23 protein-coding genes and 2 pseudogenes are annotated in these 26,532 nt (G+C 65.8%); 13 read left to right on the forward strand and 12 right to left on the reverse strand.

Annotated elements, in window-relative coordinates; translation table 11 throughout:
- Positions 1–128 precede the first annotated feature (128 nt).
- The 3 genes from ACUXVA_RS07070 to ACUXVA_RS07080 all read right to left on the reverse strand — a co-directional run bounded on the left by ACUXVA_RS07070 (position 129) and on the right by ACUXVA_RS07080 (position 3,021).
- Positions 129–299: a hypothetical protein gene (locus ACUXVA_RS07070; protein ID WP_265080940.1), complete on the reverse strand. Its 171-nt coding sequence runs from the start codon at positions 297–299 to the stop codon at positions 129–131.
- Between the two features lie 236 nt (positions 300–535).
- On the reverse strand, positions 536–1,288 hold the full coding sequence (locus tag ACUXVA_RS07075) for a nucleotide-binding protein (RefSeq protein ID WP_265080939.1): 753 nt from the start codon (positions 1,286–1,288) through the stop codon (positions 536–538).
- Between the two features lie 344 nt (positions 1,289–1,632).
- Positions 1,633–3,021, reverse strand: coding sequence for a serine protease (locus ACUXVA_RS07080; RefSeq protein WP_265080938.1), 1,389 nt, complete (start codon positions 3,019–3,021; stop codon positions 1,633–1,635).
- Between the two features lie 240 nt (positions 3,022–3,261).
- Here ACUXVA_RS07080 and ACUXVA_RS07085 point away from each other — a divergent pair, with 240 nt between their 5' ends.
- Positions 3,262–4,062, forward strand: a complete 801-nt coding sequence (locus ACUXVA_RS07085) for a HesA/MoeB/ThiF family protein (RefSeq protein ID WP_265080937.1) — start codon at positions 3,262–3,264, stop codon at positions 4,060–4,062.
- A gap of 305 nt (positions 4,063–4,367) precedes the next feature.
- Here the strand turns inward: ACUXVA_RS07085 and ACUXVA_RS07090 are convergent.
- Positions 4,368–5,370: pseudogene (locus ACUXVA_RS07090) on the reverse strand (2-hydroxyacid dehydrogenase).
- 214 nt (positions 5,371–5,584) lie between these two features.
- Here ACUXVA_RS07090 and ACUXVA_RS07095 point away from each other — a divergent pair.
- Positions 5,585–6,124: an SH3 domain-containing protein gene (locus tag ACUXVA_RS07095; RefSeq protein WP_265080935.1), complete on the forward strand. Its 540-nt coding sequence runs from the start codon at positions 5,585–5,587 to the stop codon at positions 6,122–6,124.
- Between the two features lie 157 nt (positions 6,125–6,281).
- Here ACUXVA_RS07095 and irrA read toward each other — a convergent pair whose 3' ends face one another.
- Positions 6,282–6,773, reverse strand: coding sequence for an iron response transcriptional regulator IrrA (gene irrA, locus ACUXVA_RS07100; protein WP_265080934.1), 492 nt, complete (start codon positions 6,771–6,773; stop codon positions 6,282–6,284).
- Positions 6,774–7,087: 314 nt separating this feature from the next.
- Here irrA and fabA point away from each other — a divergent pair, with 314 nt between their 5' ends.
- The 5 genes from fabA (at position 7,088) to ACUXVA_RS07125 (ending at position 11,063) form a co-directional block, all read left to right on the forward strand.
- Positions 7,088–7,597 (forward strand): 3-hydroxyacyl-[acyl-carrier-protein] dehydratase FabA, encoded by a 510-nt coding sequence (gene fabA / locus ACUXVA_RS07105; protein WP_445491435.1) that lies wholly within the window; start codon positions 7,088–7,090, stop codon positions 7,595–7,597.
- 111 nt (positions 7,598–7,708) lie between these two features.
- On the forward strand, positions 7,709–8,935 hold the full coding sequence (fabB, locus tag ACUXVA_RS07110; protein WP_265080932.1) for a beta-ketoacyl-ACP synthase I: 1,227 nt from the start codon (positions 7,709–7,711) through the stop codon (positions 8,933–8,935).
- A 208-nt stretch (positions 8,936–9,143) separates the two neighbouring features.
- The gene (fabI, locus tag ACUXVA_RS07115; RefSeq protein WP_265080931.1) at positions 9,144–9,950 is read left to right on the forward strand and encodes an enoyl-ACP reductase FabI; all 807 of its coding nucleotides are present in this window, start codon (positions 9,144–9,146) and stop codon (positions 9,948–9,950) included.
- Between the two features lie 84 nt (positions 9,951–10,034).
- On the forward strand, positions 10,035–10,508 hold the full coding sequence (locus ACUXVA_RS07120; protein ID WP_265080930.1) for a DUF2867 domain-containing protein: 474 nt from the start codon (positions 10,035–10,037) through the stop codon (positions 10,506–10,508).
- A 24-nt stretch (positions 10,509–10,532) separates the two neighbouring features.
- On the forward strand, positions 10,533–11,063 hold the full coding sequence (locus ACUXVA_RS07125) for a hypothetical protein (protein ID WP_265080929.1): 531 nt from the start codon (positions 10,533–10,535) through the stop codon (positions 11,061–11,063).
- 7 nt (positions 11,064–11,070) lie between these two features.
- On the opposite strand, the gene ACUXVA_RS07130 is transcribed toward ACUXVA_RS07125, so the two are convergent.
- Positions 11,071–12,189 carry an FUSC family protein gene (locus tag ACUXVA_RS07130; RefSeq protein ID WP_265083894.1) on the reverse strand — a complete coding sequence of 373 codons (1,119 nt, stop codon included), beginning with the start codon at positions 12,187–12,189 and terminating at the stop codon, positions 11,071–11,073.
- Between the two features lie 141 nt (positions 12,190–12,330).
- On the opposite strand from ACUXVA_RS07130, the gene ACUXVA_RS07135 reads away from it, so the two are divergent.
- Positions 12,331–13,695 carry an MmgE/PrpD family protein gene (locus ACUXVA_RS07135; protein ID WP_445491438.1) on the forward strand — a complete coding sequence of 455 codons (1,365 nt, stop codon included), beginning with the start codon at positions 12,331–12,333 and terminating at the stop codon, positions 13,693–13,695.
- A gap of 49 nt (positions 13,696–13,744) precedes the next feature.
- Here ACUXVA_RS07135 and ACUXVA_RS07140 read toward each other — a convergent pair whose 3' ends face one another.
- Both ACUXVA_RS07140 and ACUXVA_RS07145 read right to left on the reverse strand, forming a co-directional pair.
- A complete protein-coding gene (locus ACUXVA_RS07140; protein ID WP_265083893.1) occupies positions 13,745–14,032 on the reverse strand; it encodes a DUF1330 domain-containing protein in 288 nt (95 codons plus the stop codon).
- A gap of 93 nt (positions 14,033–14,125) precedes the next feature.
- Positions 14,126–14,362: pseudogene (locus ACUXVA_RS07145) on the reverse strand (hypothetical protein); the annotation flags it as partial.
- A gap of 88 nt (positions 14,363–14,450) precedes the next feature.
- On the opposite strand from ACUXVA_RS07145, the gene ACUXVA_RS07150 reads away from it, so the two are divergent.
- Positions 14,451–15,341 (forward strand): LysR family transcriptional regulator, encoded by an 891-nt coding sequence (locus ACUXVA_RS07150; protein WP_265080927.1) that lies wholly within the window; start codon positions 14,451–14,453, stop codon positions 15,339–15,341.
- A gap of 7 nt (positions 15,342–15,348) precedes the next feature.
- Here ACUXVA_RS07150 and ACUXVA_RS07155 read toward each other — a convergent pair whose 3' ends face one another.
- A complete protein-coding gene (locus ACUXVA_RS07155; RefSeq protein ID WP_445491440.1) occupies positions 15,349–16,767 on the reverse strand; it encodes a serine hydrolase domain-containing protein in 1,419 nt (472 codons plus the stop codon).
- A 105-nt stretch (positions 16,768–16,872) separates the two neighbouring features.
- Positions 16,873–17,988: a helix-turn-helix domain-containing protein gene (locus ACUXVA_RS07160; protein ID WP_265080926.1), complete on the reverse strand. Its 1,116-nt coding sequence runs from the start codon at positions 17,986–17,988 to the stop codon at positions 16,873–16,875.
- 111 nt (positions 17,989–18,099) lie between these two features.
- Between ACUXVA_RS07160 and ACUXVA_RS07165 the strand changes: the two genes are divergently transcribed.
- Positions 18,100–18,702, forward strand: coding sequence for a 3-keto-disaccharide hydrolase (locus tag ACUXVA_RS07165; protein WP_265083892.1), 603 nt, complete (start codon positions 18,100–18,102; stop codon positions 18,700–18,702).
- Here ACUXVA_RS07165 and ACUXVA_RS07170 read toward each other — a convergent pair.
- Complete coding sequence (locus ACUXVA_RS07170; RefSeq protein ID WP_445491443.1) at positions 18,689–20,596, reverse strand: ATP-binding protein; 1,908 nt, start codon at positions 20,594–20,596, stop codon at positions 18,689–18,691. The two genes, ACUXVA_RS07165 and ACUXVA_RS07170, sit on opposite strands and share 14 nt — an antisense overlap.
- Positions 20,597–20,894: 298 nt before the next feature.
- On the opposite strand from ACUXVA_RS07170, the gene ACUXVA_RS07175 reads away from it, so the two are divergent.
- The 3 genes from ACUXVA_RS07175 (at position 20,895) to ACUXVA_RS07185 (ending at position 25,179) form a co-directional block, all read left to right on the forward strand.
- On the forward strand, positions 20,895–21,812 hold the full coding sequence (locus ACUXVA_RS07175) for a pirin family protein (protein WP_265080925.1): 918 nt from the start codon (positions 20,895–20,897) through the stop codon (positions 21,810–21,812).
- A 69-nt stretch (positions 21,813–21,881) separates the two neighbouring features.
- A complete protein-coding gene (locus ACUXVA_RS07180; RefSeq protein WP_445491446.1) occupies positions 21,882–22,805 on the forward strand; it encodes a phosphoribosylaminoimidazolesuccinocarboxamide synthase in 924 nt (307 codons plus the stop codon).
- A 130-nt stretch (positions 22,806–22,935) separates the two neighbouring features.
- A complete protein-coding gene (locus ACUXVA_RS07185; protein WP_445491447.1) occupies positions 22,936–25,179 on the forward strand; it encodes an SLC26A/SulP transporter family protein in 2,244 nt (747 codons plus the stop codon).
- A 179-nt stretch (positions 25,180–25,358) separates the two neighbouring features.
- Here the strand turns inward: ACUXVA_RS07185 and ACUXVA_RS07190 are convergent, their stop codons facing one another.
- Entirely contained in the window at positions 25,359–26,519 is a 1,161-nt protein-coding gene (locus tag ACUXVA_RS07190) for an SbmA/BacA-like family transporter (RefSeq protein ID WP_445491449.1), read from the reverse strand.
- Between the last annotated feature and the right edge of the window lie 13 nt (positions 26,520–26,532).

Consider the following 26,532-nt stretch of genomic DNA (forward strand, 5'->3'; position numbering starts at 1 on the left):
GGCCCGCCCCGACCGGTCGTGATCGATCCCGCATGTGTAACGGGCCGGCAACGAACGGCAAGATGCGCGCTACGCAGTCGCGGGATTTCGTCGGCAGCGGTGCGGGGAGGCGTATCGGACAAGACGGCCTATTCGAGCGGAATCGCCAGGCGGGCGATCAGCGCCACCACCTCGTCGAGGTCGCGGTTCTCGCGATGCACCAGCAGCATCGCGAGCTTGCGCACGCATTCGTCGTCCCTGGCCAGCCATGTGTCCAGCGATGCGGCGGGTTCGGCGGCGGAGGGCTGGGCGTGCGGCATGGGTCACTTTCGGTTGCGTGCAAGACGACCGGCCGCTTGGTGCGGATCGATTCGCCTGACACCGTCGAAGGTATTCTGGCGCTCCTCTGCGAAGTATGAAGTTCCGCCACCGTGGAATTGCGGGACGGACCGCAGTCTTCGTGCACGGTCGTGTCAAAAAAATCGCGCCCCTGTCGCAAGGACAGGAGGCGCGCAGTTGGGTAGTACCGGGTCCCGAGGAGAAAACGGGGCCGGATTCAGGAAACGAAAATGACCGTATCTGCGTCCGTCGGCGTGGGGCCCCACAGCGTAGGCACAACATCGGCCGACATATCGAGTTCGGCGGCGATCGATTGCAGGTCGGCCAGGGCGGCGATGCCGAGCTTGTCGGCGACCCACTGCCACAGACCGCGGATTTCTTCCGACGACTTTCCGGTCGGGGCGAATTCGGTGACGGCGAGGCCGGCCGCGAGCGCGTCCTGGTGGTCGTTGCGCATCACGATGAACGGTTGCGCGACGATGCCGGTGAGATCGGGCACGTCATCGCCCGCCAGGCTGTTGGCCGCGTTCTGGATGCGCTGGCCGCGGATAGGCGTCTGGTTGAGCACGAAGGCGAAGGCCTTGTCGAAGGCGCGGATGGCGCCCAGCGTCGAGGCGGTGGCCTCGATGTCGGCAACGCTCGGGCGCGACGGGATCAGGCAGAGGTCGGCGCAGCCGATCGCCGTGGTGGTCACCGCGCTGGTACCGGCGGCGGTGTCGATGATGGTCAGCGTGATGCCGCTCTGGTCCAGCAGCCGCAGGCGCGGCTCGAGTTCCGAGGCGCAGTAGATCGGCTCGACCAGGGGTTCGGCATAGGGGCGGCGGGACTGCCAGTTGGACAGCGTGCCCAGCGGGTCGGTCTCGATCAGGCGAACGGTATGCCCGTCCGCGATCGCCGCCAGCGCGAGGCCGATCGAGAGAGTGCTCTTGCCGCTGCCGCCCTTTTGGGTGGCCAGTACGATCGTATGCATGTTCGGTCCTTGAATGGTTGAGTATTGGAGGCGGTATCGCCAGACCTGAGCCGCTACCGCCTTCGGCGGTACGACTCAATTTTGCCTGGACGTGTCGGCCCGACCTACAGAACCATTCACGGGTCGCCGCGTGTCCGAATCAGCAATGTCCTGACGATGCGGCAAGACCGGCGGCAAGGATACTCCGGTTGACTACGGTCCGTGGAACTACCGTTTTGATATCAAAACGATTTGGATAGTTCCGCTATCAAAAGTATGGTCTGGCAGGCGTTTGAAGTCGTCGCGTGCTGTGCAGTATGCAGCGCTCGATGCTTTGCTTGCTGTCGATGCACTGCAAGTGGTTGTTACTTGCGCACGCAGATCACGCGCACCATCGACGCCTTCGCGTTGCCCGCGGCGCCCGCGGCAAAGCTCACGCCATTGGTCTTGAGGAATTCGCGCACCGTGTCCGCGGGCACCAGGGTTGCCTGTGTGGCGACGCCGTTGGCAGGGCCTGCGACCACCACCGGCTTCAACTGCGCGAGGCCGGCGAAGGCGCCATCGGCGTCGGTCGCGGCGGCGCCGGAAAAGCCGATGCCGGGCGCCGGCGACAGCGCCAGTTCGCCGTTGCTGCCGACCGGTGCGACGGAGGCCTTGACCGTGCTGACTGCCGCATTGCCGCCCTGGCTCTGCGGATCGGCAATGCCGGTGAGGTCGAGCGCGGGCTTCGCTGCCGCATTGCCCAGCGCCAGCGGTTTCAATCCGTGGACGCCGTAGATGCGCAGCAGAGCGAGGTCGCGCACCTTGTCCTCGGCGACGCGATCGGCATTGCCGGGAGTCGCCAGATTCTGGCCCGCGACGACGACGGACATGCAGCCGTCGATGAGCTGGCGGTCGGTGAGGATCGCGCCGTCCTCGCTGACCACGATGCCGCTGCCATATTCCACCTTCTTGCGCGGCGGCGGGCCGGAGGCCGCCTGCGCGCCGACCGGAAACGCGTTGAACGCCGACGACATGGCAATGACCACCGGCTCCATGGTGCCTTCGGTGGCCTGGTCGTAGAGGATGGTGAGGATGCGCACCTCGGCGTCCTTGAAGGTGCCGCGCACGTAGAATTTCTTCAGCCCCTGCATGCCCGACAGCACGAAGAAGTCCGGCTTGATTGCGCTGTATTCGATCTTGCGGCCGGCCGGTTCCTTCTTCTCAAGTTCGGCGAGTTTCGCGGTGGTGACGCCGGCTTCCTTGCGTCGCGCAAGCTGGATCTGGATCGTGCCTGACGTCGACGACCACTTGCTGCCATTGGCGTCGGAACTCTGCTGCGGCACCAGCTTGGTCGGCAGGCCGAGCCGCGCGCCGGTGACCATGTCGGTCACGGTCTTCCAGCCGACATTGGCCTGCAATTTTCGCGCGGCGTCCGAAAGCAGCGTGCGCTCCTGCGGATTGAGCACGCCGGTCTGCTTGCCGCCGTTGTCCTTCTGGAACCCCTTGATGGCCGCGACCATGCGCTCGCTGACTTCGCCATTGATGGCGCCGTTGTACTGGCCGACCCAGGCGAGGTCCGACTGGATGCCCTGGCGCTCCGCCAGCACCATGGCATTGGCGGTGTCGGCGGGCGTCTGCAGCGCCGGGCGCACCGGCACGGTGGCCACCGGCTTCGGCTTGACGCCCTGCACCGCCGGCGGCGTCGCAACGGTCTGGGCCGCGGCCGCTTGGGCCGAGGCGACGATCAATGTTGCGGCCAGCATCGATCTCATGACATGTCCCGTGGTTGATGTTGTCGGATTGAAGCACATCTGCTGGGTCGGCAACAGCAGGGCGATGGTTCAGGGGAACCGTCACCAGCGTCGTCATCCTGAGGTGCCGTCGCTCTTGCGACGGCCTCGAAGGATGCGGCCACGAGCACTGAACATGCATCCTTCGAGGCTCGCCGAAGACGGCGAGCGCCTCAGGATGACGGTTGAGTGTGTTGAGATATCAATGATGGGCGTCACTGCATGCTAAGCTCGGAAGAACTCGAACGCTATGCCCGCCACATCGTGCTGCGCGAGGTCGGCGGCCCCGGCCAGGCGGCGCTGAAGGAGGCGTCGGTGCTGGTGATCGGCGCCGGCGGGCTCGGCGCGCCGGTGTTGATGTATCTGGCGGCGGCGGGCGTCGGCACGCTCGGCGTGGTCGATGACGATCACGTCTCGCTGTCCAACTTGCAGCGCCAGATCATCCATTTCACCTCCGATGTCGGGCGGCCCAAGGTCGACAGCGCCGCGGCGCGGGTCGACGCGCTCAATCCGCATGTGAAATTCGCCGCGCATGACACGCGACTGACCGCAGCCAATGCAATGGCGCTGATCTCCGGCTACGATCTGGTGCTCGACGGCTCCGACAATTTCGCCACGCGCTATCTGGTGTCCGACGCCTGTCATCTCGCCGGCGTGCCGCTGGTCACCGCGGCGCTCGGCCAGTTCGACGGGTCGCTGACCACGCTGCGGCCGTTCGAGCGCAATGCCGAAGGGGAACTCAACCCGACCCTGCGCTGCCTGTTCCCGGAACCACCGCCGCCGGGCACGGTGCCGAGCTGCCAGGAAGCCGGGGTCATGGGCGCGCTGGCCGGCGTGCTCGGCTCCATGATGGCGCTGGAAGCGATCCGCGAGATCGTCGGCTTTGGCGAGGGGCTGGTCGGTCGCCTGCTGATGGTCGACGCCCGCGCCATGCGCTTCGAGACGCTGCGCTACAAAAGGGATCCGGAGAACCCGCTCAACGGCGACGCGCCGACGATCGTGGATCTTAGCGGGCACGAGTAGGACACCCTATATTGCGGAGCACAATAAGTGCATTTTGTGCAATGCAGCATCTGTCGTCGCTGGCGGGAATCCCCGATCGGCCATTGATGAAGCCGTGCCGCAACGGACTGGAGCGGGAGCGCCTCGAATGGTGCGGCGCATCATTCCGAAATTTCGTTTGCAATTCAAAAGCTTGGTGAGGAACAAGGGCGGCTGCCCGCGACGTCGATCCTGATTGATCCGCTCCTCAATGCTGCACCTTGTTGCGCAGCAAAACAGGCGACTGGCGACGAAAATGCTGCAGCAATGCTGCAGCATTTTGGGCCCTACAGCATTCCCGGCAGCACGCGGTCCGGCGGCTTGTGGCCGTCGAGGAAGGCGCGGATGTTGACCACGACCTTCTCGCCCATCTCGACGCGGCCCTCGATGGTCGCCGAGCCCATATGCGGCAGCAGCACCACCTTGCCGGCCTTGGCCAGCCGCACCAGCTTGGGATTGACCGCCGGCTCGTGCTCGAACACGTCGAGGCCGGCGCCGGCGATGTCGCCGGATTCGATCAGCTTGGTCAGGGTCTCTTCGTCGATGATCTCGCCGCGCGCGGTGTTGACGATATAGGCGTCCTTGCGCACCAGCTTGAGGCGGCGGGCCGACAGCAGGTGGAAGGTCGCCGGGGTGTGCGGGCAGTTCACCGAGATGATGTCCATCCGCGCCAGCATCTGGTCGAGCGAATCCCAATAGGTCGCGCCCAGTTCCTCGGCGATCTTCGGGGCCACCGGCTTGCGGTTGTGATAGTGGATCTGCAGCCCGAAGGCGCGGGCACGGCGGGCCACGGCCTGGCCGATGCGGCCCATGCCGATGATTCCCAGCCGCTTGCCGCCGAGTCGGCGACCGAGCATCCAGGTTGGCGACCAGCCGGGCCAGTCCTTGCCGTCGGTGAGGATCGAGGCGCCCTCGATCAGCCGCCGCGGCACTGCCAGGATCAGCCCCATGGTCATGTCGGCGGTGTCTTCGGTGAGCACCTTCGGCGTGTTGGTTACGGTGATGCCGCGGGCCTGGGCGGCGGGCACGTCGATATTGTCGACGCCGTTGCCGAAATTGGCGATCAGCTTCAGCTTGATGTCGGGCTGCTCGAGCAGTTCCTTGGTGATTTCGTCGGTGACGGTGGGCACCAGCACGTCGGCGGTGCGGATCGCTTCCGCCAGCTCGTTCGCTGGTCATCGGCTGGTCGTCGAGATTGATGCGCGCGTCGAACAGCTCGCGCATGCGCGTCTCGATGCTGTCCGGCAGCTTGCGGGTGACCACGACCAGAGGCTTTTTCTTCACCGACATGTCCAGCGCTCTCGTAACTTTAGCCTACCCGTTCAGTTCGCATTAACCCGGTTGTCTGAAACTGCCGCCATCACGCGAGCGTTACGTTTCCTCGGGGTTCCGCGAGCCTTTTTGGCTTCCGGCGTTCGGTCCTCTCTAGCAGAAGGCCGGGCCAAGACAAGAACCCAGCGGCGCGTGCGACGCGATGGCGAATGATGTGTGCGGGGCGGGGTTGATGGCGTTGAAGCGTGTGGTGGTGTCGGTCTTGCTCGCAACTGCGATGGCGGGCGCCTCGATCGAACCGGGATTTGCGGCCAGGGATACGTCCAAGGACACCAATGTCGGCGCCAGCGGCCTGCCCGTGCCGCGCTATGTCAGCCTGAAGTCCGACCACGTCAACGTCCGCGCCGGTCCGACCAAGGACAACGACGTGGCTTGGGTCTACACCAAGATCGGCCTTCCCGTGGAAATCACCGCCGAATACGAGAACTGGCGCCGGGTCCGCGATTCCGAGGGCGCCGAGGGCTGGGTCTATCACTCGCTGCTGTCCGGCCGCCGCACCGCAGTGGTCACCATGAAGAACAAGGACGATCTGGCGTCGATCTACGACAGCCCCGACCCCAAGAGCGCGGTGGCGGCCCGGCTGCAGGCCGGCGTGGTGGCGCAGGTCAAGCGCTGCAACAACGGCTGGTGCCGGGTGATCGGTACCGGTTTCGACGGCTGGATCGAGCAGCAGCGGCTGTGGGGCGTCTATGCCGACGAGAAGGTGGATTGAGGACAGTCGCGTCAAACGCGGTTGTCGTCCCCGCGCATGCGGGGAACCAGTAAACGGCGCAGCCGCAGTTAGATCATCAAATTCAGCGGTTACTGGGTCGCCCGGTCCTGGCGCGCAAGGGCGCGCGGCCGGGCGATGACAGCGAGTGTGCTGGGCTTCAGCGCTTCTTGCGCAGCCGGACGACCATGTCGATGCGGCTGATCTCGTAGCCCTCGGGCACTTCGGGCATCGACTGCAGCACCAGGTTCGAGTCGGCGATATCGACCAGCTCGTGGTTGTTCTCGAGGTAATAATGGTGGTGCGCGGTGACGTTGGTGTCGAAATAGGTCTTGGTGCCGTCGACGCTGACCTGCCGCAGCAGGCCGGAATCGGTGAGCTGGTTCAGGGTGTTGTACACCGTGGCCAGGGACACCGGGACCTTCGCGAGGGTGGCTTCCTCGTAGAGCATTTCCGCGGTCAGATGGCGCGCGCCCTTGCCGAACAGCAACCAGCCCAGCGCCATGCGCTGCCGGGTAGGGCGCAAGCCCACCGACTGCAGCATTTCGTTGACGTCATGCCACGGACAGCCGGTCAGCGCGGGCTGGCGACCATGACCGATCGCCGCAACATTGGCGACGTCATCATTCGTGCTCGAAGAGCTGTCACTCATATCCACGTCAGAATCCTGCCGTTCACGAAAACTGTAGCCTTCATTATATGAAGCCTGGGGTTCAGATGCAAGTTTTTCGCAACTGGGAGCCATGCGTCCGGCGCCGGGGCGCCCGCGGCCGGTGGCGGCCGTCGCGCATGGCGACGATGTCGGCCCAGCGGCGTGAGCCGCCGCTTTGCCGCCTCACAGGCCTGTGATAGAGAGCCCGCGGCGGACGGGGGATGTTCCGCCGGACTGGAACAGCGCGCACCCGCCGATGGGTAGGGAAGCGCGCCCGATTTGACGTTGTCGATTTGCATTTGGAAGGCCGGAGCATGGTTCAGGAACGACGCAGCAGCTACGAATACGAGGATCTGCTGGCGTGCGGTCGCGGCGAATTGTTCGGGGCCGGCAATGCGCAGCCGCCGCTGCCGCCGATGCTGATGTTCGACCGCATCACCGAGATCACCGACACCGGCGGCGAATTCGGCAAGGGGCTGATCCGCGCCGAACTCGACGTCAATCCGGACCTTTGGTTCTTTGCCTGCCACTTCAAGGGCGATCCGGTGATGCCGGGCTGCCTCGGCCTCGATGCCATGTGGCAGATGGTCGGCTTCTTCCTCGGCTGGTCCGGCGGGATCGGGCCCGGCCGCGCGCTGGGGCTCGGCGAGCTGAAGTTTTCCGGCCAGGTGCTGCCGAACATCAAGAAGGTCGTCTACACCATCGACGTCAAACGGGTGATGCGTTCAAAATTGTGGCTTGGCATTGCCGACGGCTCGCTTTCCGCCGATGGCGAGGTTATCTATCGCGCCAAGGATCTGAAGGTCGGCCTGTTCAAGCAATAGACGCGTGCCGCATTGCGGCCGGGAAGGTCATCTAACCCGTGCTGCGCAAACGGCGGTCTCCAGCAGGACATCGTCAGTCGATAACACGTAATTTTAGAGGGCGAGGCGATCATGAGGCGGGTTGTCGTCACGGGGATGGGCATTGTCTCATCTATCGGAAACAACACTCAGGAAGTGCTTGCGAGCCTCCATGAGGCAAAGTCGGGCATCACGCGCGCCGACAAATATGCGGAGCTCGGCTTCCGCTCGCAGGTGCAGGGCGCGCCGACGCTCGATCCCTCGGGGGTCATCGACCGCCGCGCGATGCGCTTCCTCGGTGAGGGCGCGGCGTGGAATCACGTCGCCATGGAGCAGGCGCTGCAGGATTCCGGGCTGGAACAGTCGGATATCTCCAACGAACGCACCGGCATCATCATGGGCTCCGGCGGCCCTTCCGCGCGGACCATCGTGGAAGCTGCCGACATCACCCGCACCAAGGGCCCCAAGCGCGTCGGTCCGTTCGCGGTGCCGAAGGCGATGTCGTCGACGGCCTCCGCGACGCTCGCCACCTGGTTCAAGATCAAGGGCGTCAACTATTCGATCTCCTCGGCCTGCGCGACCTCGAACCATTGCATCGGCAACGGCTACGAGATGATCCAGTGGGGCAAGCAGGACATCGTGTTCGCCGGCGGCTGCGAGGAACTCGACTGGTCGCTGTCGGTGCTGTTCGACGCCATGGGCGCCATGTCGTCGAAGTACAACGACACGCCGTCCACCGCCTCGCGTCCCTATGACGTCAGCCGCGACGGCTTTGTCATCGCCGGCGGCGCCGGCGTGGTGGTTCTCGAGGAGTACGAGCACGCCAAGGCGCGCGGCGCCAAGATCTACGGCGAGATCATCGGCTATGGCGCCACGTCCGACGGCTACGACATGGTGGCTCCCTCCGGCGAAGGCGCCGAGCGCTGCATGAAGATGGCGCTGGCCACCACCGGCGGCATAAAGATCGACTACATCAACCCGCACGCCACCTCGACTCCGGCCGGCGATCCGCCGGAAATGGAGGCCATCCGCAAGGTGTTCGGCACCGGCGAGAAGTGCCCGCCGATCTCCGCCACCAAGGCGCTGACCGGCCATTCGCTGGGCGCAACCGGCGTGCAGGAGGCGATCTATTCGCTCCTGATGATGCAGAACGGCTTCATCTGCGAGAGCGGCAACATCACCGAGCTCGATCCGGTGTTCGCCGACATGCCGATCGTGCGCAAGCGCATCGACAATGTGAAGGTCGGCACCGTGCTGTCGAACTCGTTCGGCTTCGGCGGCACCAATGCCACGCTGGTCTTCAAGCGCATGGATGCGTGATCTTTCTTCCTAACCTCTCCCCGCCCCTGCACAGCGAAGCTGTGCTAGGCGGATTTCGGGTGAGGGGCGATTTCCACAAGACCCTCATGGTGAGGAGGCGCTTTTTCAGCGCCGTCTCGAACCATGAGATGTTCGGCCCATCCTTCGAGACGCGCGCAAGGGCGCGCTCCTCAGGATGAGGACGGTTAGAACCGGAGAGCGATAGAAGATGCAGGGACTGATGCACGGCAAGCGCGGGCTGATCATGGGCGTCGCCAACGATCATTCGATCGCTTGGGGAATCGCCAAGACGCTGGCGGCGCACGGCGCCGAGCTGGCGTTCAGCTACCAGGGCGAGGCGCTCGGCAAGCGGGTCAAGCCGCTGGCGGAATCGCTGAAGTCGGATCTGGTGCTGTCCTGCGACGTCGAGGACATCGACAGCGTCGATGCCATGTTCGCGACGCTGAAGGAGAAGTGGGGCAAGCTCGACTTCGTGGTCCACGCCATCGGCTTCTCCGACAAGAACGAATTGAAGGGCCGCTACGCCGACACCACGCGCGCCAACTTCTCGCGCACCATGGTGATCTCCGTGTTCTCCTTCACCGAGGTGGCAAAACGCGCCGCCGAGATGATGCCGGACGGCGGATCGATGATCACCCTGACCTTCGGCGGCTCGACCCGGGTGATGCCGAACTACAATGTGATGGGCGTTGCCAAGGCCGCGCTCGAAGCATCGGTGCGCTACCTCGCCTCCGACTTCGGCCGCCAGGGCATTCGCGTCAATGCGATTTCCGCCGGCCCGGTGCGCACGCTGGCCGGTTCCGGCATCGGCGATGCCCGCGCCATGTTCGCATTCCAGCAGAAGCATTCGCCGCTCGGCCGCGGCGTCACGCTGGACGAACTCGGCGGCTCGGCGCTGTATTTCCTGTCGGATCTCTCCGGCGGCGTCACCGGCGAGACCCACTTCGTGGATTCCGGCTACAACACCATCTCGATGCCGCATCCCGATGCGCTGAAGGCCGACGCGACGGAGTAAGGCTGCGCGCGCGGACTCGCGGCGGCGCGCAAATCGTCCTAGGCTCGGCGGCATCGATCGATCCGACTGCTGCAGGAGTCGTCCATGTCCGTCCAAGCTATCGCGCCTCCCGCCGATGCCCGCACCTTTCTGCCGGGCGCGCAGTTTGCCGATGCCTTTACCCTCACGGTGAGAGATCCGGCGCTCGACGCGCGCGGCGCGGCGCAGCGCCTGTTCGGGACATCGCCGGGCTGGGTGCGCGCGCTTCTGGTTCTACGCGACGCCATCGTTGCGCCGTTCGGCATCACAACGTCGCAGACCGCTGCCCGGGCCCCCGTCGACCGCGTCGGCATGTTCCCGGTGGTCTCGGACACCCCGCAGCGTCTGGTCGCCGGCTTCAACGACGTCCATCTCGATTTTCGCGTGCTGGTCGATGTGGCGCCGGCGCAGGGCGGCACCCGTATCACCGTCACCACCGTGGTACTGACCCACAATTGGCTCGGCCGCTGCTATCTGACTGTGATCTTGCCGTTCCATCGGCTGGTCGCGCGCGCCGCGCTGAGTCAGGCGGCCGGCTGAGCGATCGGCGGGAACTTCAGCGGCTTGTGGCCGTTGCCCAGCATGGATGCCACCGACAGCCAGCGCGATGACGATGCCGAAAAGCTGATGCTGGCCCGTGCCTTCGACGCGGCGTGGGAGCAGTTCACCCTGCGTGAAGGCACCAATGCCGCCAACGACGACAATCGCAAGCGTCTGGCGGCGCGGCTTGTGGCGATGGCCAAGGCCGGACAGTCCGACGAGGACATGCTGAGTGAAGCCGGCCTGATTCACCTGTGCGTGCTTGCCGAGGCTTCGCGCCTCGGCCAGCGCCAGCGCAGGGCACCGGCGCAACTCGCCACGCCGACCGCCGATGTCTCCGATCCCCAGGACGCGGCCGGCAAGGTATTTGCGCCGGATACGGTCGAGGCGATGTCCACCGCGCTGAACCTGTGTCTCGATGAACTGCCGCTGCGGATCCCGTCCGAGGCCCTGAAACTGCTGTCCACCAGCATTCTCGACGAGGCGTCGCGCGGCGAGCGCGATCCCGAGCGTCTTCAGGAACATGCGCTAGATGCGCTGAAGGCGCGGCAATAGCTCCGCGTCAGTCCGCCGCGATGCCTTTCGCGGCCGGCGAAGCCTCGCTCCAGTCGGAGACACAGCGTTCCAGATCCTTCAGATCCTGCCGCATCTGCTCCAACGCAAAGCCAAGCGCGAAGAATCGTTCGGCCACGTCGCCGGGAATGCCGCGGGTCAGCCCTTCGCTGCGCACTGCGGCAATTTCCGCGCTGTAGCCCTGCAGCGCGGCCAGCACCGGCCACATCGCCGGCGCGCCCTTGCCGCTGCGCAAGGTCACGGCGACGCTGCGCAGATAGGTGGTGATGGCGTCGCTGACCCTGGCCAGCGGCGCGGCGAGCCGGATCTGCAATGCGTAGGGCAGCGGCACCAGCGTGGCGCGGCCGAGAATCACCAGGTCGTGGCGCAGCCGCAGCACGGTGCGCAGCAGCGGCCCGGTGTCGGGACCGGACGACAGATGCGCGGCGCGTTCGCGCTCGGCCTCGGCGCCAATGTCGTTGAGCCCGGTCAGCGACCTGCCGATGCCATCCTGCAGGCGATGCAATTCGTCGTTGTCCAGCCCGCGTGTCAGTCCCGCGAGCAATTCCTTCAACGCTGCGGCCATCAGTTCGAGCACGTTCGCAGCGGCGATGCGGATCTGGCTGTGCGCCCGCGACGGCAGCACCAGGAACGATACCAGCAGGCCGGTGACGGCGCCGACCGCCACTTCCAGCACGCGATCGATGGCCGATTCCAGCGGCGTGCCGTGGTTCATGGTCGGCAGCAGCAGCACGATGATGGCGGTGACGGTGGCGACGTTGAGGCTGGGATTGATGGCGGCGATGAAGGCCAGTGGCGCCACCGCCAGCACCAGGACCGCGAGCAGCGCGCCTTCGCCGCTGTGCGGGATGAGAATGGCCACCGCGCCGCCATAGATCGCACCGCCGATGGTGCCGACCAGGTAATCGCGCGTCGCCTTCAGCGAGCGGCCGACGCTCATCTGCGTCACGATGATCGAAGTCAGCACCGCCCATAGCGGCAGCTTGAGGCCGAGCGCGGTGGCCACCGCCAGCGCGCTGAACGCCGCGGCGGTCACGCGGATGCCGAGCCCCAGTTCGACCTTGCGGGACTGCAGCAGCGCAAGCGCGCGTTTCAATATTGCGGTCATGATGCCTTGCGCCGGCGTCGGCCGGTCGTGGTTGACATGACAGTCGTCGGGTTGCGGCATGGCTGCTGCCCCCGTCGTGCTGTCGGCTTGAAGTCCGGAAGTGGCCCCCTTACGGTATCGCCATAAAAGTGAGGAAACACGATGGCCGATGAAACCGCAACGCTCGCCGCCTATGTCGCCGACCTGAAATTCGATGATATTCCGGATGAGGTGCTGGCGCGCGCCAAGGTGCTGACGCTGGATTTCCTCGGCAGTGCGATTCGCGCCCGGCGCGAGGCGGAATCGACGCCGGCATTGCTGAAGATGCTGCAGGTCCTGGCGCTCGACGGCGACGGCGGCTCCACGGTGTTCGGCGACAGCAAGACCTGGACGCCGGCAGTCGCTGCCCTGCTGAACGGTGCGCTCGGCCATTCGCTCGACTTCGACGACACCCACGCGGATTCCTCGCTGCATCCCAGCGCGCCGGTGGTGCCCGCCGCCTTTGCGGTCGGCGAGATGGTCAATGCCTCCGGCCGCGACGTGCTCACCGCCATCGTCGCCGGCTATGAAGTGTGCTGCCGGCTCGGCAATGCGCTCGATCCCACCTCGCATTACGCGCGCGGCTTCCATCCCACCGCCACTGCCGGCACCTATGGTGCGGCGGCCGCCGCCGCCAAACTGTTCGGCCTGTCGAAAGACCAGATCACCTCGGCCTTCGGCGTGTCCGGCAGCCAGGCCGCGGGCTCGCTGCAATTCCTGGTCAACGGCGCCTGGAACAAGCGCTACCAGGTCGGCGCCGCCGCCATGAACGGCGTGTTTGCAGCGACTTTGGCGAAGAACGATTTTGTCGGCGCCACCGAATCGGTGGAAGGCAAGCACGGTCTGCTGGTCGGCTACAGCAACAACGCCCATCCGGAGAAAGCCACCGCCGGTCTCGGCACGGTCTACGAGACCATGAAGATCGGCGTGAAACCCTATCCGAGCTGCCGCTACACCCATGCGGCCATCGATGCCCTGATCGCCATGCGCCGCGAACACAATCTGACGCCGGATCAGGTCAAGCGCGTCGAGATCGGCCTGCACCGCAACGGCATCACGCTCACCGGCGACGCCGCCACCAAGCGGCATCCGACTTCCATCGTCGGCGGCCAGTTCTCCATGTTCTTCACCGGCGCGCTGGCGCTGGAGCAGGGTAGTTTCGGCTGGGACGACTATACGAAACTCGGCGATGCCGCGATCAATACGCTGGCCGATCGTTTCGACGTGGTGCAGGACGCCCGCCTCGAGGGCAAGGTGCATCCGTTCGGCGCCCGCGTCAGCATCACCACCGAGGACGGCGTGCACGAGCGGATCTATGCCGATCCGTCCGGCGAGCCGAACTCGTTCCCCGACGCCGCAGCGATGCAGCAGAAGTTCCTGCAGCCGGCGCGCCCGGTGCTGAACGGCGGGGCCGAGAAATTCTCCGACGCGATTTTGACGCTGGAACGTTACGACCGCGTCAGCACGGCGACGGCGCTGGGACGATAGCGAGTACGTAGGATGGGTTTCGCTGGGACGATCAACCCATCCTACTGAACTACGCCCCGTCGATGATGATGAAATCGGCCTCGGCATATTTTTGCCGGATCGCTTTCGCCGCCTCGTATTCCGGGCTGCGATAGCAGGCCGTTGCAGTGGCGCGGTCGGCGAATTCGACCACCACGTTGCGCTCACGCGCATTGCCCTCCATTGCCTCGAAGGCGCCGCCGCGCACGATGAAACGCGCGCCGAATTTCTCGAACGCCGGCCTAGCCGCGGCGAGATAATCCGGATAGCGGGCCTCGTCGCGCACGGAAACGCGGACGATCCAGTAGGCTTTCGACATCATGGTTCTCCAGTTGTGATGTGATGAACGTGGGGCCGTCGACGCCGGGTCGGCGGTGCCGCGGATGGCGGTCTCGATGCCGGCGCGGGTCACGCCGATATCGCGCAAATCGTAGTCGCTCATGTCGCGCAGGGACGCGCGCGCCTTCTGCTGTTCGTTCACGCGGCGCCAGCCGGAGCGCAACGCGGTGAAGGCCGCGCGGAGGCCGGCGCGGATCATCCGGGCGCGTTCGGCCCGGGCGTTGCGAATGATGGTCTGTCTCGTTGCCATCCACTGCTGCGGCGTCAGAAGGCGCGCGTCGTGCGCGCGTGGATCGAAGTCGTCTGCCATGGCCGATCCTTTCGTCGGCTGGTTTACCCGACGCAGAACATCCCATAAAATGAATAATCGAGATCATTTTGATCTTACGGAGAGATGAATGGATCTGGCCGAACTGCGCATCTTCCGCGCCGTGGTGCGCGAGGGTGGTGTCACCCGCGCGGCCGAGCGGCTGCATCGCGTGCAGTCCAACGTGACGACAAGGGTGCGTCAGCTCGAGGACGATCTCGGCACGCCGTTGTTCGTGCGCGAGGGCAAGCGGCTGCACCTGACGCCGGCGGGCCAGACACTGCTCGGCTATGCCGACCGGCTGCTGGCGCTGGCCGACGAGGCGCGCGATGCGGTGCAGGATCCGCGGCCGCGCGGCATGTTTCGCCTCGGCGCCATGGAGAGCACCGCCGCCGTGCGGCTGCCCGGGCCGTTGAACGAATTCCACCGCCTCTATCCCGACGTGCAGCTCGAGCTGCGCATCGGCAATCCGCAAACGCTGGCCAAGGGAATTCTCGCCGGCGACCTCGACGCCGCCTTCGTTGCCGAGCCGATCGCCGCGGCGCCATTCGATCGCGTGCATGCCTTCGACGAGGAGCCGGTGATCGTGTCGGCGGCGGGCCATCCGCCGATCGGCCGGAAAGACGGCGCACCGCGCGCGGTGCTGGTGTTCGAGAACGGCTGCCCGCATCGCAAGCGGCTGGAGGACTGGTATGCGAAGCGCGGCGAGATGCCAGAGCGCACCATCGAACTCGGCTCCTATCACGCCATGCTCGGCTGCGTGGTCGCAGGCATGGGCATCGCGCTGCTGCCGGAGAGCGTGCTGTCGACCTTTCCCGAAGGCAAGCGGCTCACCGTGCACCGGCTGCCGGTCGGCGAGAACCGCGCCGAGACGGTGCTCATCTGGCGCAAGGGCGCCGCCTCGCCGAACGTGCAGGCGCTGCACAGGGTGCTGGTGGACTCCCGCCCGGCCGCTCCTGTGCGCGCGAAACGCAAGGCGTAGCGGGCCTCTACGGCGCGTCCCGTTCGCTGCGGGTCGCAGAGATCACGTCCGCCACCAGCCGCGAGACGCCTTCGATGTCGCCACGGTCGCGCGCGATGCCGAAGCGGGCGATCACCAGGCGCTGCGACGGCAGCACGATGACATATTGTCCGAAGGTGCCGCTGGCATAGAAGGAGTCGGCGGGCCAGCCGTGCCCGGTCCGGAATTTCGCGCCAAAACTGTCGCCGCGGTTGGTCCAGAAGCCGGCGCCGATGCCGACCCAGGCTTCGGGCGTCGGCGTTGCTGACACCGCGACCCATCGTTCCGGAAGGATGCGCTTGCCGCCGACCATGCCGTCGTCGAGATAGAGTTGGCCGAACCGCGCCCAGGCGCGCGCCGGCGCCAGCATCTGGCTGGAGCCCTCCGGCGTGCCGGTGGCGTCGAATTCCAGCGTGACGTTGCGCATGCCCAGCGGGTCGAACAATTCCCTTCGCGCAAACCGCAGCACGTCGGCAGCCGTGCCGCCCACGGCATCGCGGATCAGCCGCGACAGGATGACGGTGTTGCCGTCGTGATAATTCCAGGCGCTGCCGGGCGCCGTTTCCAGCGCGGCGCGTTCGGCGAAGCCGGCCATGTCGCGTTCGGCGAACTTCATCTGGTTGACCGGCGCGATGGTGCTGGCGAGCGAAGCCTGGAGCGAACTGCCCATCGCCAGTCCGCTGGTGTGACGGAGCAGATGATCGAGGGTGATGGCATGGCGTGGATCGCCGGGACTGCGCCACGCAGCGACCGCGGCAGGTTGATCCAGAGCGAGCTTGCCCTGACGCACCAGAATGCCCGAGAGCGCCGACATCACCGACTTGGTTGCCGACCAGCCGAGAACCGGCGTGTCGATGCCGTAGCCCGGCGCATAGCGCTCGGCGATAACGCGGCCGTCCTTGAGCACGACGATCGCCTTGGTGTGGCGCAACGGCGGCTGCTCCGGCTCGGCGAAGGCGCGGTCGAGCGCTTGCCGCAGCTCCGGGGTTGCGGCTTCGACCATGGCGGGGCCGGCGATCTCCGGCAGCAACGGTCGCTGCGGGGCCACCGTCGGCAGCGGCGTTGCCGCGGCGGATTCCCCCTCATCGACGAGGCGACAACCGAGCCCGGCGCGCTCGACCGCGCGGCTGCGGCTGCCGCCGAGCAGGGTGCTGGTCACCTCGCGGCGGTCGCGGTCGACATTGTAACGAAGCGCCCAGCCGATCAGCCCGACGCCGGGCATGGCCTCCAGGGTTTCCGCATAGGCCGCGTCGGGATCGACGCCGGACACGAAGGCCGCCGAACACAAGGTATGGGCGACGAAGCCGGTGGCGATGCGCGGTGCGTCCTGCGCGCGGGCGGCGGCCCAGGTGAGCGCACCCAGCGCCGAGACGGCGGCGAAGATTGTGATCTGTCGTTGTCGGGTCATGGCCTGCTCCGGTCATCCGCACCACTGCGGTGCACGGAGCAGGCCCGAGCGCGGCATCGGCGGCTCGCCGAATTCGAAATCGTGCAGCCGGAAAATCGGGCGCGGCTAGCCGATTCTGAAATTCTCTTTCAATTGCAATGGTGTGGGCGGTGGCGCGGGGACCGCATGGCGGCGGCGATAGTCGGTGGGGGTCAGTCCTGTCGCGGCCTTAAACGCGCGGTTGAACGGTCCCAGCGACTGAAAGCCGGCATCCATGGCGATGGTGATGACCGGCACCGCGGCCTGGGTCGGGTCGGCCAGTGCGGCCTTCACTTCGGCGATGCGGTGGTCGTTGAGAAAGACATTGAAGTTGCGGTGGCCCAGTCGCTGGTTGATCAGCCGCCGCAATTTGTATTCGGGCACGGCGAGCCGGGTGGCCAGCGATCCGATGGTGACGTTCTCGTGGCGATAGATGCGGTCATTGGTCATCAGCCGGTTCAATGCTGCGAGCATCTTTTGATCGGCGGCGTCGGCGAGGTCGCTGCGAATCTCCCGCGGCGCATCGGCAACCGATCGCGGCATCGCCGGCGCGGCGAACAGGTCGCGGCCATCGATCCGCGTCAGTGCCAGGGCCATGCCGGCGACAACTGCGGCGAGCAGTGCGGCGTTGACGGTCGTGGCCATGTCGGCGCCGGCGCGACCGAACCAGGCGAGCTGCATGACGGCATTGATGGCGCCATAGGCGGTGGCCGCGACCACGACGGCCAGTCGCAGCCGGCGACGGCCTTCGACCAGGTCGGCCCGCCAGGAGGAGACGGCCTGCGCCACTGCCAGCGCGATGAAGCCCAGCGCGGCGATGTTCAGTGCGGTGCCAAGTACCTGTGCGAGCCGGAGATGGTCGGGCACCAGCAGCAGGCAGTCGACCAGGCTGAGCGCGACCATCGCCGCCCATGGCAGCGCATGCCACCTTCGCAGCGCGAAGCCGTCGTCGAACAGCGCCCGTGTGAACAGCCACAGCACCACGACGTTGCCGGTGGACAGCGCGATCAGCGGTGCGCGCCATGCGGCAACCGGCGCAACAAATCCTGCACTGACCGCATGGGCCGCGGCGCCCAGTGCCAGCGCGGCCGCCAGCCGTCCGGCCACGCCGCGGCTGTCGCGCAGCAGCAGCGTGGTCAGCAACAGCAGCAGCGCCACCGTGCCGGCCTTCAGCGCGAGATCAATCATCGGAAATGACGTCATGGCCTGGCTACCGAAATTATCTCTTTGCGCACTGCGCGGCTTGGCGATTTACAGGACCGCGATCCCGGGTCTAACTTGATATCAACAAAAGACCCATGGGAGGAAAGCAACATGAAACGCATCGCTGCGATCGCAGTCTGTTATGTCGTCAGCTTTGCTGCCTTGCAATATGGCAGTATCACCCATGGCCAAACCGACGAGGGCTGGATCACGCTGCTTCAGGACCAGACCATCGGCGACTGGGACAAGGTCGGCGACGCCAACTGGACAACCACCGACGACGGGCTCGTCGCCGACCGGCTGATCGGAAAGGATCCCGCTTATCTCGTCAGCAAGACGTCCTACAAGGATTTCCAGATCAGGGCGGAATTCTGGGCCGACGACGCCGCCAACAGCGGCATCTTCATCCGCTGCGATACCAACAAGACCATCGACTCGAAGGTCTGCTACGAGGTCAACATCTTCGACAAGCGCCCCGATCCGAGCTACGGCACCGGCGCCATCGTCGATGTCGCCAAGGTCAATCCGATGCCGAAGGCGGCGGGAAAATGGAATACCTACGAGGTCACGGCAAAGGGCACGCATCTGATCGTCGTGCTGAACGGTGAAAAAACCGCCGACGTCGAGAATTCGCAGCACGCCGAAGGGCCGATCGCGCTGCAATACGGCTCCGGCATGATCAAGTTTCGCAAAGTGCAGATCAGGCCGCTGTAGCCGGCGCCGATGGTGTGGTCGGGCTGACAATCGGACCCTCGGGCGCGGGTTGCAGCATCCCCTCCGTGGCCAGCGCGCTGCGCAGCATGCGCGCCAGCTCGGTCTTGCGGTACGGCTTGGCTAGTAGCAGCACGCCGGTGTCGAGCCGCCCGTTGTGGATGATGGCATCCTCGGAATAGCCCGACGTGAACAGGACCTTGATCTGCGGGCGGCGCAGCAGCGCGGCGGCGGCGAGCTGACGGCCGTTCATCGCGCCCGGCATGATGAGGTCGGTGAACAGCAGGTCGATCTCCTGCGCGCCGTTGATGACGGCCAGGGCCTCATCTGCGTTGGCTGCGGTCAGCGTGACGTAGCCGAGGCTTTCGACCTGGGCCAGCACGAAGGTCCGCACCAGCGGATCGTCCTCGACCACCAGCACGGTCTCATGCCCGCTCTCCATGCGGGATGGACTGTTCGGCTCGACCGCATGAGCGGCACCGGTGGCTTGCGGCAGGTAGATCCTGATGGTCGTGCCCTGGCCGGCCTCGCTGTAGACGGTGATGTGGCCGAGCGACTGCTTGACGAAACCGTAGACCATGCTGAGGCCAAGCCCGGTTCCCTTGCCGACCTCCTTGGTGGTGAAGAACGGCTCGAACACCTTGTCCAGGTTCTCGGCGGCAATGCCGTGGCCGGAATCGCTGACCGCGACCAGCACGTAGTTGCCCGGGGCCACATCGCCATGGGCGGTCGCATAGGCGTCATCGACGGTCACGTTGCTGGTCGCAATGGTCAGTTTGCCGCCGTCCGGCATGGCGTCGCGCGCGTTGAGCGACAGGTTCAGGATGGAGCTGGTCAACTGGCTTGGGTCGATCAGCGCGCGGACCGTGTCGCTGGAGAGCGCCATCTGGATCTCGATGTGTTCCCCAAGCGTCGGCTGCAGCAGGCCGGTGGCCTCGATGATCAGTGAGTTGACGTCAACCTCCCGCGGGTGCAGTGGCTGCTTGCGGGCAAAGGCCAGCAGGCGCCGCGTCAGATCGGCGCCGCGGCCCGCGGCATCGTCGATCATCCTGGCGAGGGTGGCCAGTTGCGGCCGGTCGGCGACGGCGTCGGTGAGAACCTCGATCGCGCCAACGATCACGGTGAGGATGTTGTTGAGGTCGTGGGCCACCCCGCCGGTGAGCTGGCCCACCGCTTCCATCTTCTGCGCCTGGCGTAGATGCACGTCGACCACGTTCTTCTCGCGCAATAGCCCGTCCTTCTCCGCGACCAGTACCTTCATACGGTCGAGAGCAACCTGCAGGGCCTCCGCACGTGAGGCCGTCGCCACCGCCTCGGCCAGCACGTTGGCGAAGCCGGTGAGAAAGTTGATGTCGTACTGATCGTAATCGTGCTGCCGGTCGTTATCGATCTCCAGGACGCCATAGGGGAGGTCATCGCTGCCCTTGATGATGACGTCGATGGTCGAGACGATGCCGTGCTCGGCATAGAAGGCAGGCAGTATAAAATGGCCATCCAGGCGCAAATCTCTGCAGATCGCGGGCTCGCCAGTGGAGAAAGCGCGACCCTGCGGTGAGCTCATGTCGACGCGCAAGACGCAGCCGACGACGCCATGCTGCCAGCCGTGGCCAGCGACAATCAGCAGGTCGTTTTCCTGGGGCCGATAGCGGCAGACCTTGGCGAACGGCACGTCGAGGCCCTCGGCGCAGACCCGTACGGCCTCCGCCAGGATCTTGGTCATGTCCCATTGCCGCAAAGCGAAGCTGCCGAACCGCGCGATGGCCGCCTGCTGCCTCAATAGCTTGCGAATCTTCGCGGCGGCGTCGGTCATGGCGCCATCGAGGGAGGAATGGTCTGCCAAAGTTGCGAGCGCCAGGTCGGCGCCCGCGCTCGGCGTGTGGATGAGCGAACTGGGCAACGCAGACTCCCCGATTCCGGCACAGCCGGCCAAGCGATCGATTTCAGACATGTCCCATACGGCCTGCCGGGCTGGACAAATCGGCAAGGTGGAAACGCGACCAATGAATCGCGCCAAGGCTGCGCCAAACAGCATGGCACGTCTGTTTCGTCCTGACCACCGCAGGTTGCGGGTGCGCGGCTGCGGAACGCTACGTTGGGTGGCCTTCCCGCTGGCGCGCCGCCGGTAAAGCCGCCATTGTCAGCTCCTGCGCGGCGCGGGATAATGCCGCCGCAACCGCAGACTTCCCGGAGCCCTTATGAGCTGGCAGCCCTCCAACGATCCGATTCTCGGCGATCCGCAGTCCTGCGACGCGCTGGAACTGGTGATCGTGCCGCGCACCCGCGATCTCGGCGACGGCTTCCAGGTCCGCCGGGCGCTGCCGCACGGCAAGCGGCAGATGGTTGGCCCGTTCATCTTCTTCGATCATTTCGGCCCGGTGCAATTCATGTCCGGTAAGGGCATGGACGTGCGCCCGCATCCGCATATCGGCCTCGCCACCGTCACCTATCTGTTCGACGGCTCGATCATGCACCGCGACAGCGAGGGCAATGTTCGCGAGATCCAGCCCGGTGCCATGAATCTGATGACCGCCGGCCGCGGCATCGCGCATTCCGAGCGCACGCCGGACGTGCAGCGCGCGAACGGCCAAAGAATGCTCGGCCTGCAGAGCTGGATTGCACTGCCCAAAGGCTCCGAGGAGATCGCGCCGTCATTCCAGCACTATGCGGCGGACAGCCTGCCCACCGTCGCCGATACCGGCTTCACCGCGCGGATCATTGCCGGCGCTGCGTTCGGCAAGGCATCGCCGGTGACCATGGTGTCACCATGGTTCTACGCCGAGGTGACGGTCGAGGCCGGCACCAGCGTGCCGCTCGATCCCGACCATGATGAGCGCGCCATCTATGTGGTCGACGGCGAGATCGAGATCGCCGGCGATCGCTATGAAGGGCCGCGGCTGCTGATCTTCCGGCCTGGCGACGCCATCACCGTGAAGGCGCTGCGCCCGACCCGCATGATGTTCCTCGGCGGCGATGCGCTGGAAGGACCACGTCACCTGTGGTGGAATTTCGTCTCCTCCAGCAAGGAGCGCATCGAGCAGGCCAAGGCGGACTGGAAGTCCGGCCGCTTCGCCCATGTGCCGGACGAACACGAATTCATTCCGCTGCCGGAATAGCCTTCAAACCTCATCCCCACGGCCACCGGCGCGCGCGCCGGAACGGCGCTGCTTTCGAAAGTCCAGTCCATGACCACCGCCACCATGTCCACCAGCGACCTGCCGCTTCCCCGCATCGGCCGCGGCAAGGTCCGCGATATCTATGCGGTGGGCGACGACCGCGTGCTGCTGCTGACCACCGACCGCATCAGCGCCTTCGACGTGGTGATGGCCGAGACCATCCCGATGAAAGGCGCTGTGCTGACCCAGATCAGCGCCTGGTGGTTCAACCAGCTCGGCGGCGTGGTGCCGCATCACATGATTTCCGCCGACGCCGACGACATCATCGAACAGGTGCCCGAACTGGCCGGTCATCGTGCCGCGCTCGCCGGGCGCGCGATGCTGTGCAGGCGCACCATGGTGTTTCCGGTCGAATGCGTGGTGCGCGGTTATCTGTCGGGTTCGGCGTGGAAGGAATATGCGGCGTCAGGCACGTTGGCGGGTGAGAAGCTGCCGGACGGGCTGCAGGAAAGCGAGAGGCTCGAACCCGCGATCTTCAGCCCGGCCACCAAGGCCGAGACCGGCCACGACGAGAACATCACCATCGCGCAGATGCGCGAGGTGCTCGGCGAAGAGACCGCCTATGTGCTGGAGAGCATGAGCCGCGCGGTTTACACCCAGGGCGAGGAGATCGCCCGCGAGCAGGGCATCATCATTGCCGACACCAAGTTCGAATTCGGCCGGGATCTCGACGGCCGCATCATCCTTATCGACGAGGTGATGACCCCCGACAGTTCGCGCTTCTGGGCCGCCGACGCCTACAAGCCCGGCCAGCCGCAGCCCTCCTTCGACAAGCAGCCGCTGCGCGACTATCTCGACAGCGAACGCCGTGCCGGTCGCTGGAACGGCGAAGCCCCGCCGCCGCCGCTGCCTGCGGAGGTCACCGAGGCCACCAGCAAGCGTTATCTGGAAGCCTATCGCCGGCTCACCGGCGAAGAGTTGGTAGTCACCTAATTTTTCCAACCGGGTCCGCTCCGCGCGATCTGTAACAAAATAGAACTTGTCCGCATGAGCCGCCGTCGTCTACCAAAGACGGCGGCGATTGCGCCAGCCGCATGGCTCCGACGGGTTTTGTCCGTGATCGATGTCGATTTTCTCCCTTGCCGCTCGGCCATTGCACATTGGGCCGCGCGTGACTGAGCCCGCGAGCCTCGCCACGCGTCTCGCCGGCTGGCGCGACGACCTGTTTGGCGGCGCGCTGGCTAGCGTGCTCACAATCGCCTTCGGACTGTCCTATTCGGTTCTGATCTTCGCCGGCCCGCTGGCGCCGCTGCTCCCCTATGGCGTGGCCGCCACGTTCATATCGGCGTCGGTTGCCGCGGCGGTGGTGGCGATCGGCAGCTCGTTTCCGTTTGCCGTCGCCGGCCCCGACAGTTCGACGGCCGCGGTCACGGCCATCCTGGCCGCGACACTGGCGGAACACATGATCGCCGGCCACCCGGAGGCCATCCCTCCCGGCCCGGTCCTGATGACGTTGTCGGGGGCGGCCATCGTCACCGGCATTGTGCTGTACGGATTCGGTGTGTCGCGGCTCGGCCGCGCGATCCGCTACGTGCCCTACCCGGTGATCGGCGGTTTCCTCGGCGCCACCGCCTGGCTGATCACCGTCGGCGGAGTCCAGGTAGTCAGCGGCCGCAAGCTGCAGATCGATACGCTGGACGCGCTGGTTAATACCACCACCTGCTATCAGTTGCTCGCCGCCTGCGCGCTCGCTCTGACCATCTACCTGACCTGGCATCGCTCGCGCAGGCCGCTGGCGTTGCCGTCGATCCTAGTCGCAGGTGTGATCGTTGCGCACATCGCTTTTCTGGCCGCCGGCATGACGGTTTCGCAGGCGCAGGCCGCGGGCTGGACGTTCGCGTCGCTGCCCAAGGCCAGCCTGGCGCTGCCCTGGCTGCTGGCGGATGCGGCGCCTTTTCCATGGCGGGAGCTGCCGGCTCTGGCCGGCAACCTCGTCGCCGTGGTGTTCGTCACCGCCATCAGCACCCTGTTCAACACCACCGGGATCGAGGTGGTCACCCACCGCGAGGCCGACCTCGAGCGCGAATTGAAGACAGCCGGCGCCGCCAATATGCTGGTTGGCGCGCTTGGCGGCTATGCAAGCTGCATCTCCATCAGCCGCTCGCTGCTCAATCGCAGCGCCGGCGGCAGCGGCCGGCTGTCCGGCGCGACCGTGGCGGCGGTCGCCGCGCTGATGTTGGTGGTCGATCCGGCGTTGCTCGGCTACGTGCCGAAGTTTGTGCTCGGGGGATTGCTGATCTATCTCGGCGCGGAGCAGTTGCACCGCTGGATCGTCGACTCGCGGCGCCGGCTGTCGCTGCTCGATTACCTGTCGCTGCTGTCGATCATCGTGATCATCGTGCAATGGGGGTTTGTCGCCGGCGTGCTGATCGGCGTCGTTATCGGCTGCACCACCTTCGCACTCAGCGTCTCGCGCATCTCCTCGATCAAATACGGCTTCGACGGATCGGAATATCGCAGCTCGCTTGATCGGTCGCTCGACGACCAGCGTGCGCTCACCGCCCACGGCGGCGAAATCCAGGGCCTCAACCTGCAGAGTTATCTCTTCTTCGGCTCCGCCAACCGGCTGTACCAGCACATCAAGGCGCTGCTGCTGCGCCATCCCGAATGTCGTTTCCTGGTGTTCGATTTCCGTCAGGTCACCGGCATCGATTCGTCGGCGGCGCACAGCTTCATGCAGATCAAGCGGATTGCGCAGCAACGTGGGTTGCGGATCGTGCTGGTCAACATTCCTCCGCAGGCGGAACGCAGCCTGCGCACCAGCCCCTTCATCGACGAGAGCGTCAGCGTGATCGGCGAGCTCGATCACGCACTGGAGTGGTGCGAGAACGAGGTGATCGCACGGCACCGCGGGTTGCAGGCCGACGAAGACGGGCTGCGCGACTGGTTTATGAAGATCTTGCGCACGGCGGAAGATGCTGAACAGTTGATGAGTCGCTGCGAGCGCGTCGAGGTCAAGGCTGGCGATATCGTGGTTGGCGCCGGCGACCCCGCCGACTCTATGCACTTCATTCTCGACGGCCGCCTCGGCATCATGGTGCCGGCCGGTGACGGACGGCTCACACGGGTGCGCAGCCTCGGCCGCTACACCACGGTGGGCGAGATGGGGTTGGTTTCGCAGGCGCCACGCAGCGCCACCATCCAGGCAGAAGTTGCCAGCGTGCTCTACGTGCTGCACGCCGCCGCCTTCGACGAGATCAAAGCCCATCACCCGGTGCTGAGCCAGAAGCTGCTGACCTTTTTCGTCACCGTGATGGCGGAGCGACTGGCCTTCGCGAGCCGAACGATCGCGGTGCTGCGCAGGTAACTCCTCTCTTCCCCTCTCCCCCAAGCCGCCGCTGCGCGGCGGCCGTGGGAGCGGGAAGAGAAGACGCTGCTGCTATCAGATCCCTGACTCCCTGACGCCATCTCACCGGCGAGAAGCAGGTGGTGTCGTAAAAATTGCCGACGCCTGCGCCTACTGCGTCACCGGTCAGGCCGGGCAATTCAATCGCCGCGAATCGGCCCCCGCGTGTCCGCTTCGGGCAACGCTTGTAGCTTCGCGCCAGTACCGGCGTCCGGCCCCGGCCCTGCCGCATCCACCTGATCGAGTGCCAGCAGCAGTGAGGCGACGCGGTTGGCGGAGGATGCCCACTCGGCAAGCTTGGCATAGTTGTCGGTGAACCAGTTGAAGGCGCCCTGCACCACGACGAAAGCCGCGGCGGCCTGCACGACTTCGCCCAGCGTCATCATCCCCGCCAGGTATTTCGGGATACACAGCAGCAGGCCGACCACGGGCGTGACGAGGAGGCTGGTATAGGTGACCAGCGTCAGGCGCATCGGCTGCCAGCAATAGATCCGCCAGATCGCGATCACCGCCTTGAGCGCTGCGGCAATGGTCTGGCGGCCGTCCTTTCGGGCATCCGCCAGCGCCAGACCCTCGCCGCTTTCGCGCAGATGGGTGCCGACCGAGCGGAGCTCGGCTTCGGCGCGCTTGTTCTCCTCGATCACCCGCGTCAGATGGCGGGCGATCAGGACGGTCGCCCCCGACAGCAGCAGCGAATAGACGATCACTGCGATGACCAGGTAACCGGGAATCACGAGGGTCACGCCGTCGAGCGGGAGCGCCAGGCTGTCGCCCACCGACCACAACACGCCGATGAAGGTGATCACCGTGAGCAGCGAGTTCAACAGTCCGAGTGCGAGGTCGACGGGCAGGTCGGTGGCCAGCCTGGCATCCTCGGCGATGCGGAATTCCGGCGCCTGAGAATCGCCGGCGATGAATCGCAGCCGCGTGTGCCGGTCGTTGCCCAGCCAGTAGTCGTAGAGATGGTTGCTCAGCCAGTTGCGCCAGGTGCGCTGCGTGGTCATGCGCGCCCACACCGACAGCACGGTGAGGAACAGGCTGGCGGCGGCGAGCGGCAGGAAGCGCAGCGCCTGGATCCACAGATCGGCTGCGTCCTTACGACCGATGGCGTTGAAGAAATCGCGATTCCAGAAATTCAGCGCGTATTGAATCACCAGCCGCAGCAGGATGGTGGCGATCAGCAGGGCGCCCAGAAGCCAGGCGCGCCATGCCTGACGGCCGCGCCAGAATCCGGACGCGCTCTGCCAGAACCGGCTCAGCAACTGCCTTTCGTCGGGCGCAAGATAAGCGGGTTTCAGCATGCTGGCATGTCTG

This window comes from Rhodopseudomonas sp. RCAM05734, assembly GCF_052658035.1.

Excerpts from the sequence above, each read along its gene's own strand:
- ACUXVA_RS07190 (WP_445491449.1), bottom strand. The coding sequence starts at position 26,519 with ATGCTGAAACCCGCTTATCTTGCGCCCGACGAAAGGCAGTTGCTGAGC.
- ACUXVA_RS07120 (WP_265080930.1), top strand. The coding sequence starts at position 10,035 with ATGTCCGTCCAAGCTATCGCGCCTCCCGCCGATGCCCGCACCTTTCTG.
- ACUXVA_RS07135 (WP_445491438.1), top strand. The coding sequence starts at position 12,331 with ATGGCCGATGAAACCGCAACGCTCGCCGCCTATGTCGCCGACCTGAAA.
- fabA (WP_445491435.1), top strand. The coding sequence starts at position 7,088 with ATGGTTCAGGAACGACGCAGCAGCTACGAATACGAGGATCTGCTGGCG.
- ACUXVA_RS07155 (WP_445491440.1), bottom strand. The coding sequence starts at position 16,767 with ATGACCCGACAACGACAGATCACAATCTTCGCCGCCGTCTCGGCGCTG.
- ACUXVA_RS07080 (WP_265080938.1), bottom strand. The coding sequence starts at position 3,021 with ATGAGATCGATGCTGGCCGCAACATTGATCGTCGCCTCGGCCCAAGCG.
- ACUXVA_RS07130 (WP_265083894.1), bottom strand. The coding sequence starts at position 12,189 with ATGACCGCAATATTGAAACGCGCGCTTGCGCTGCTGCAGTCCCGCAAG.
- fabB (WP_265080932.1), top strand. The coding sequence starts at position 7,709 with ATGAGGCGGGTTGTCGTCACGGGGATGGGCATTGTCTCATCTATCGGA.
- ACUXVA_RS07165 (WP_265083892.1), top strand. The coding sequence starts at position 18,100 with ATGAAACGCATCGCTGCGATCGCAGTCTGTTATGTCGTCAGCTTTGCT.
- ACUXVA_RS07095 (WP_265080935.1), top strand. The coding sequence starts at position 5,585 with ATGGCGTTGAAGCGTGTGGTGGTGTCGGTCTTGCTCGCAACTGCGATG.
- ACUXVA_RS07070 (WP_265080940.1), bottom strand. The coding sequence starts at position 299 with ATGCCGCACGCCCAGCCCTCCGCCGCCGAACCCGCCGCATCGCTGGAC.
- ACUXVA_RS07185 (WP_445491447.1), top strand. The coding sequence starts at position 22,936 with ATGTCGATTTTCTCCCTTGCCGCTCGGCCATTGCACATTGGGCCGCGC.
- irrA (WP_265080934.1), bottom strand. The coding sequence starts at position 6,773 with ATGAGTGACAGCTCTTCGAGCACGAATGATGACGTCGCCAATGTTGCG.
- ACUXVA_RS07140 (WP_265083893.1), bottom strand. The coding sequence starts at position 14,032 with ATGTCGAAAGCCTACTGGATCGTCCGCGTTTCCGTGCGCGACGAGGCC.
- ACUXVA_RS07150 (WP_265080927.1), top strand. The coding sequence starts at position 14,451 with ATGGATCTGGCCGAACTGCGCATCTTCCGCGCCGTGGTGCGCGAGGGT.
- ACUXVA_RS07175 (WP_265080925.1), top strand. The coding sequence starts at position 20,895 with ATGAGCTGGCAGCCCTCCAACGATCCGATTCTCGGCGATCCGCAGTCC.
- ACUXVA_RS07085 (WP_265080937.1), top strand. The coding sequence starts at position 3,262 with ATGCTAAGCTCGGAAGAACTCGAACGCTATGCCCGCCACATCGTGCTG.
- ACUXVA_RS07075 (WP_265080939.1), bottom strand. The coding sequence starts at position 1,288 with ATGCATACGATCGTACTGGCCACCCAAAAGGGCGGCAGCGGCAAGAGC.
- fabI (WP_265080931.1), top strand. The coding sequence starts at position 9,144 with ATGCAGGGACTGATGCACGGCAAGCGCGGGCTGATCATGGGCGTCGCC.
- ACUXVA_RS07160 (WP_265080926.1), bottom strand. The coding sequence starts at position 17,988 with ATGACGTCATTTCCGATGATTGATCTCGCGCTGAAGGCCGGCACGGTG.
- ACUXVA_RS07180 (WP_445491446.1), top strand. The coding sequence starts at position 21,882 with ATGACCACCGCCACCATGTCCACCAGCGACCTGCCGCTTCCCCGCATC.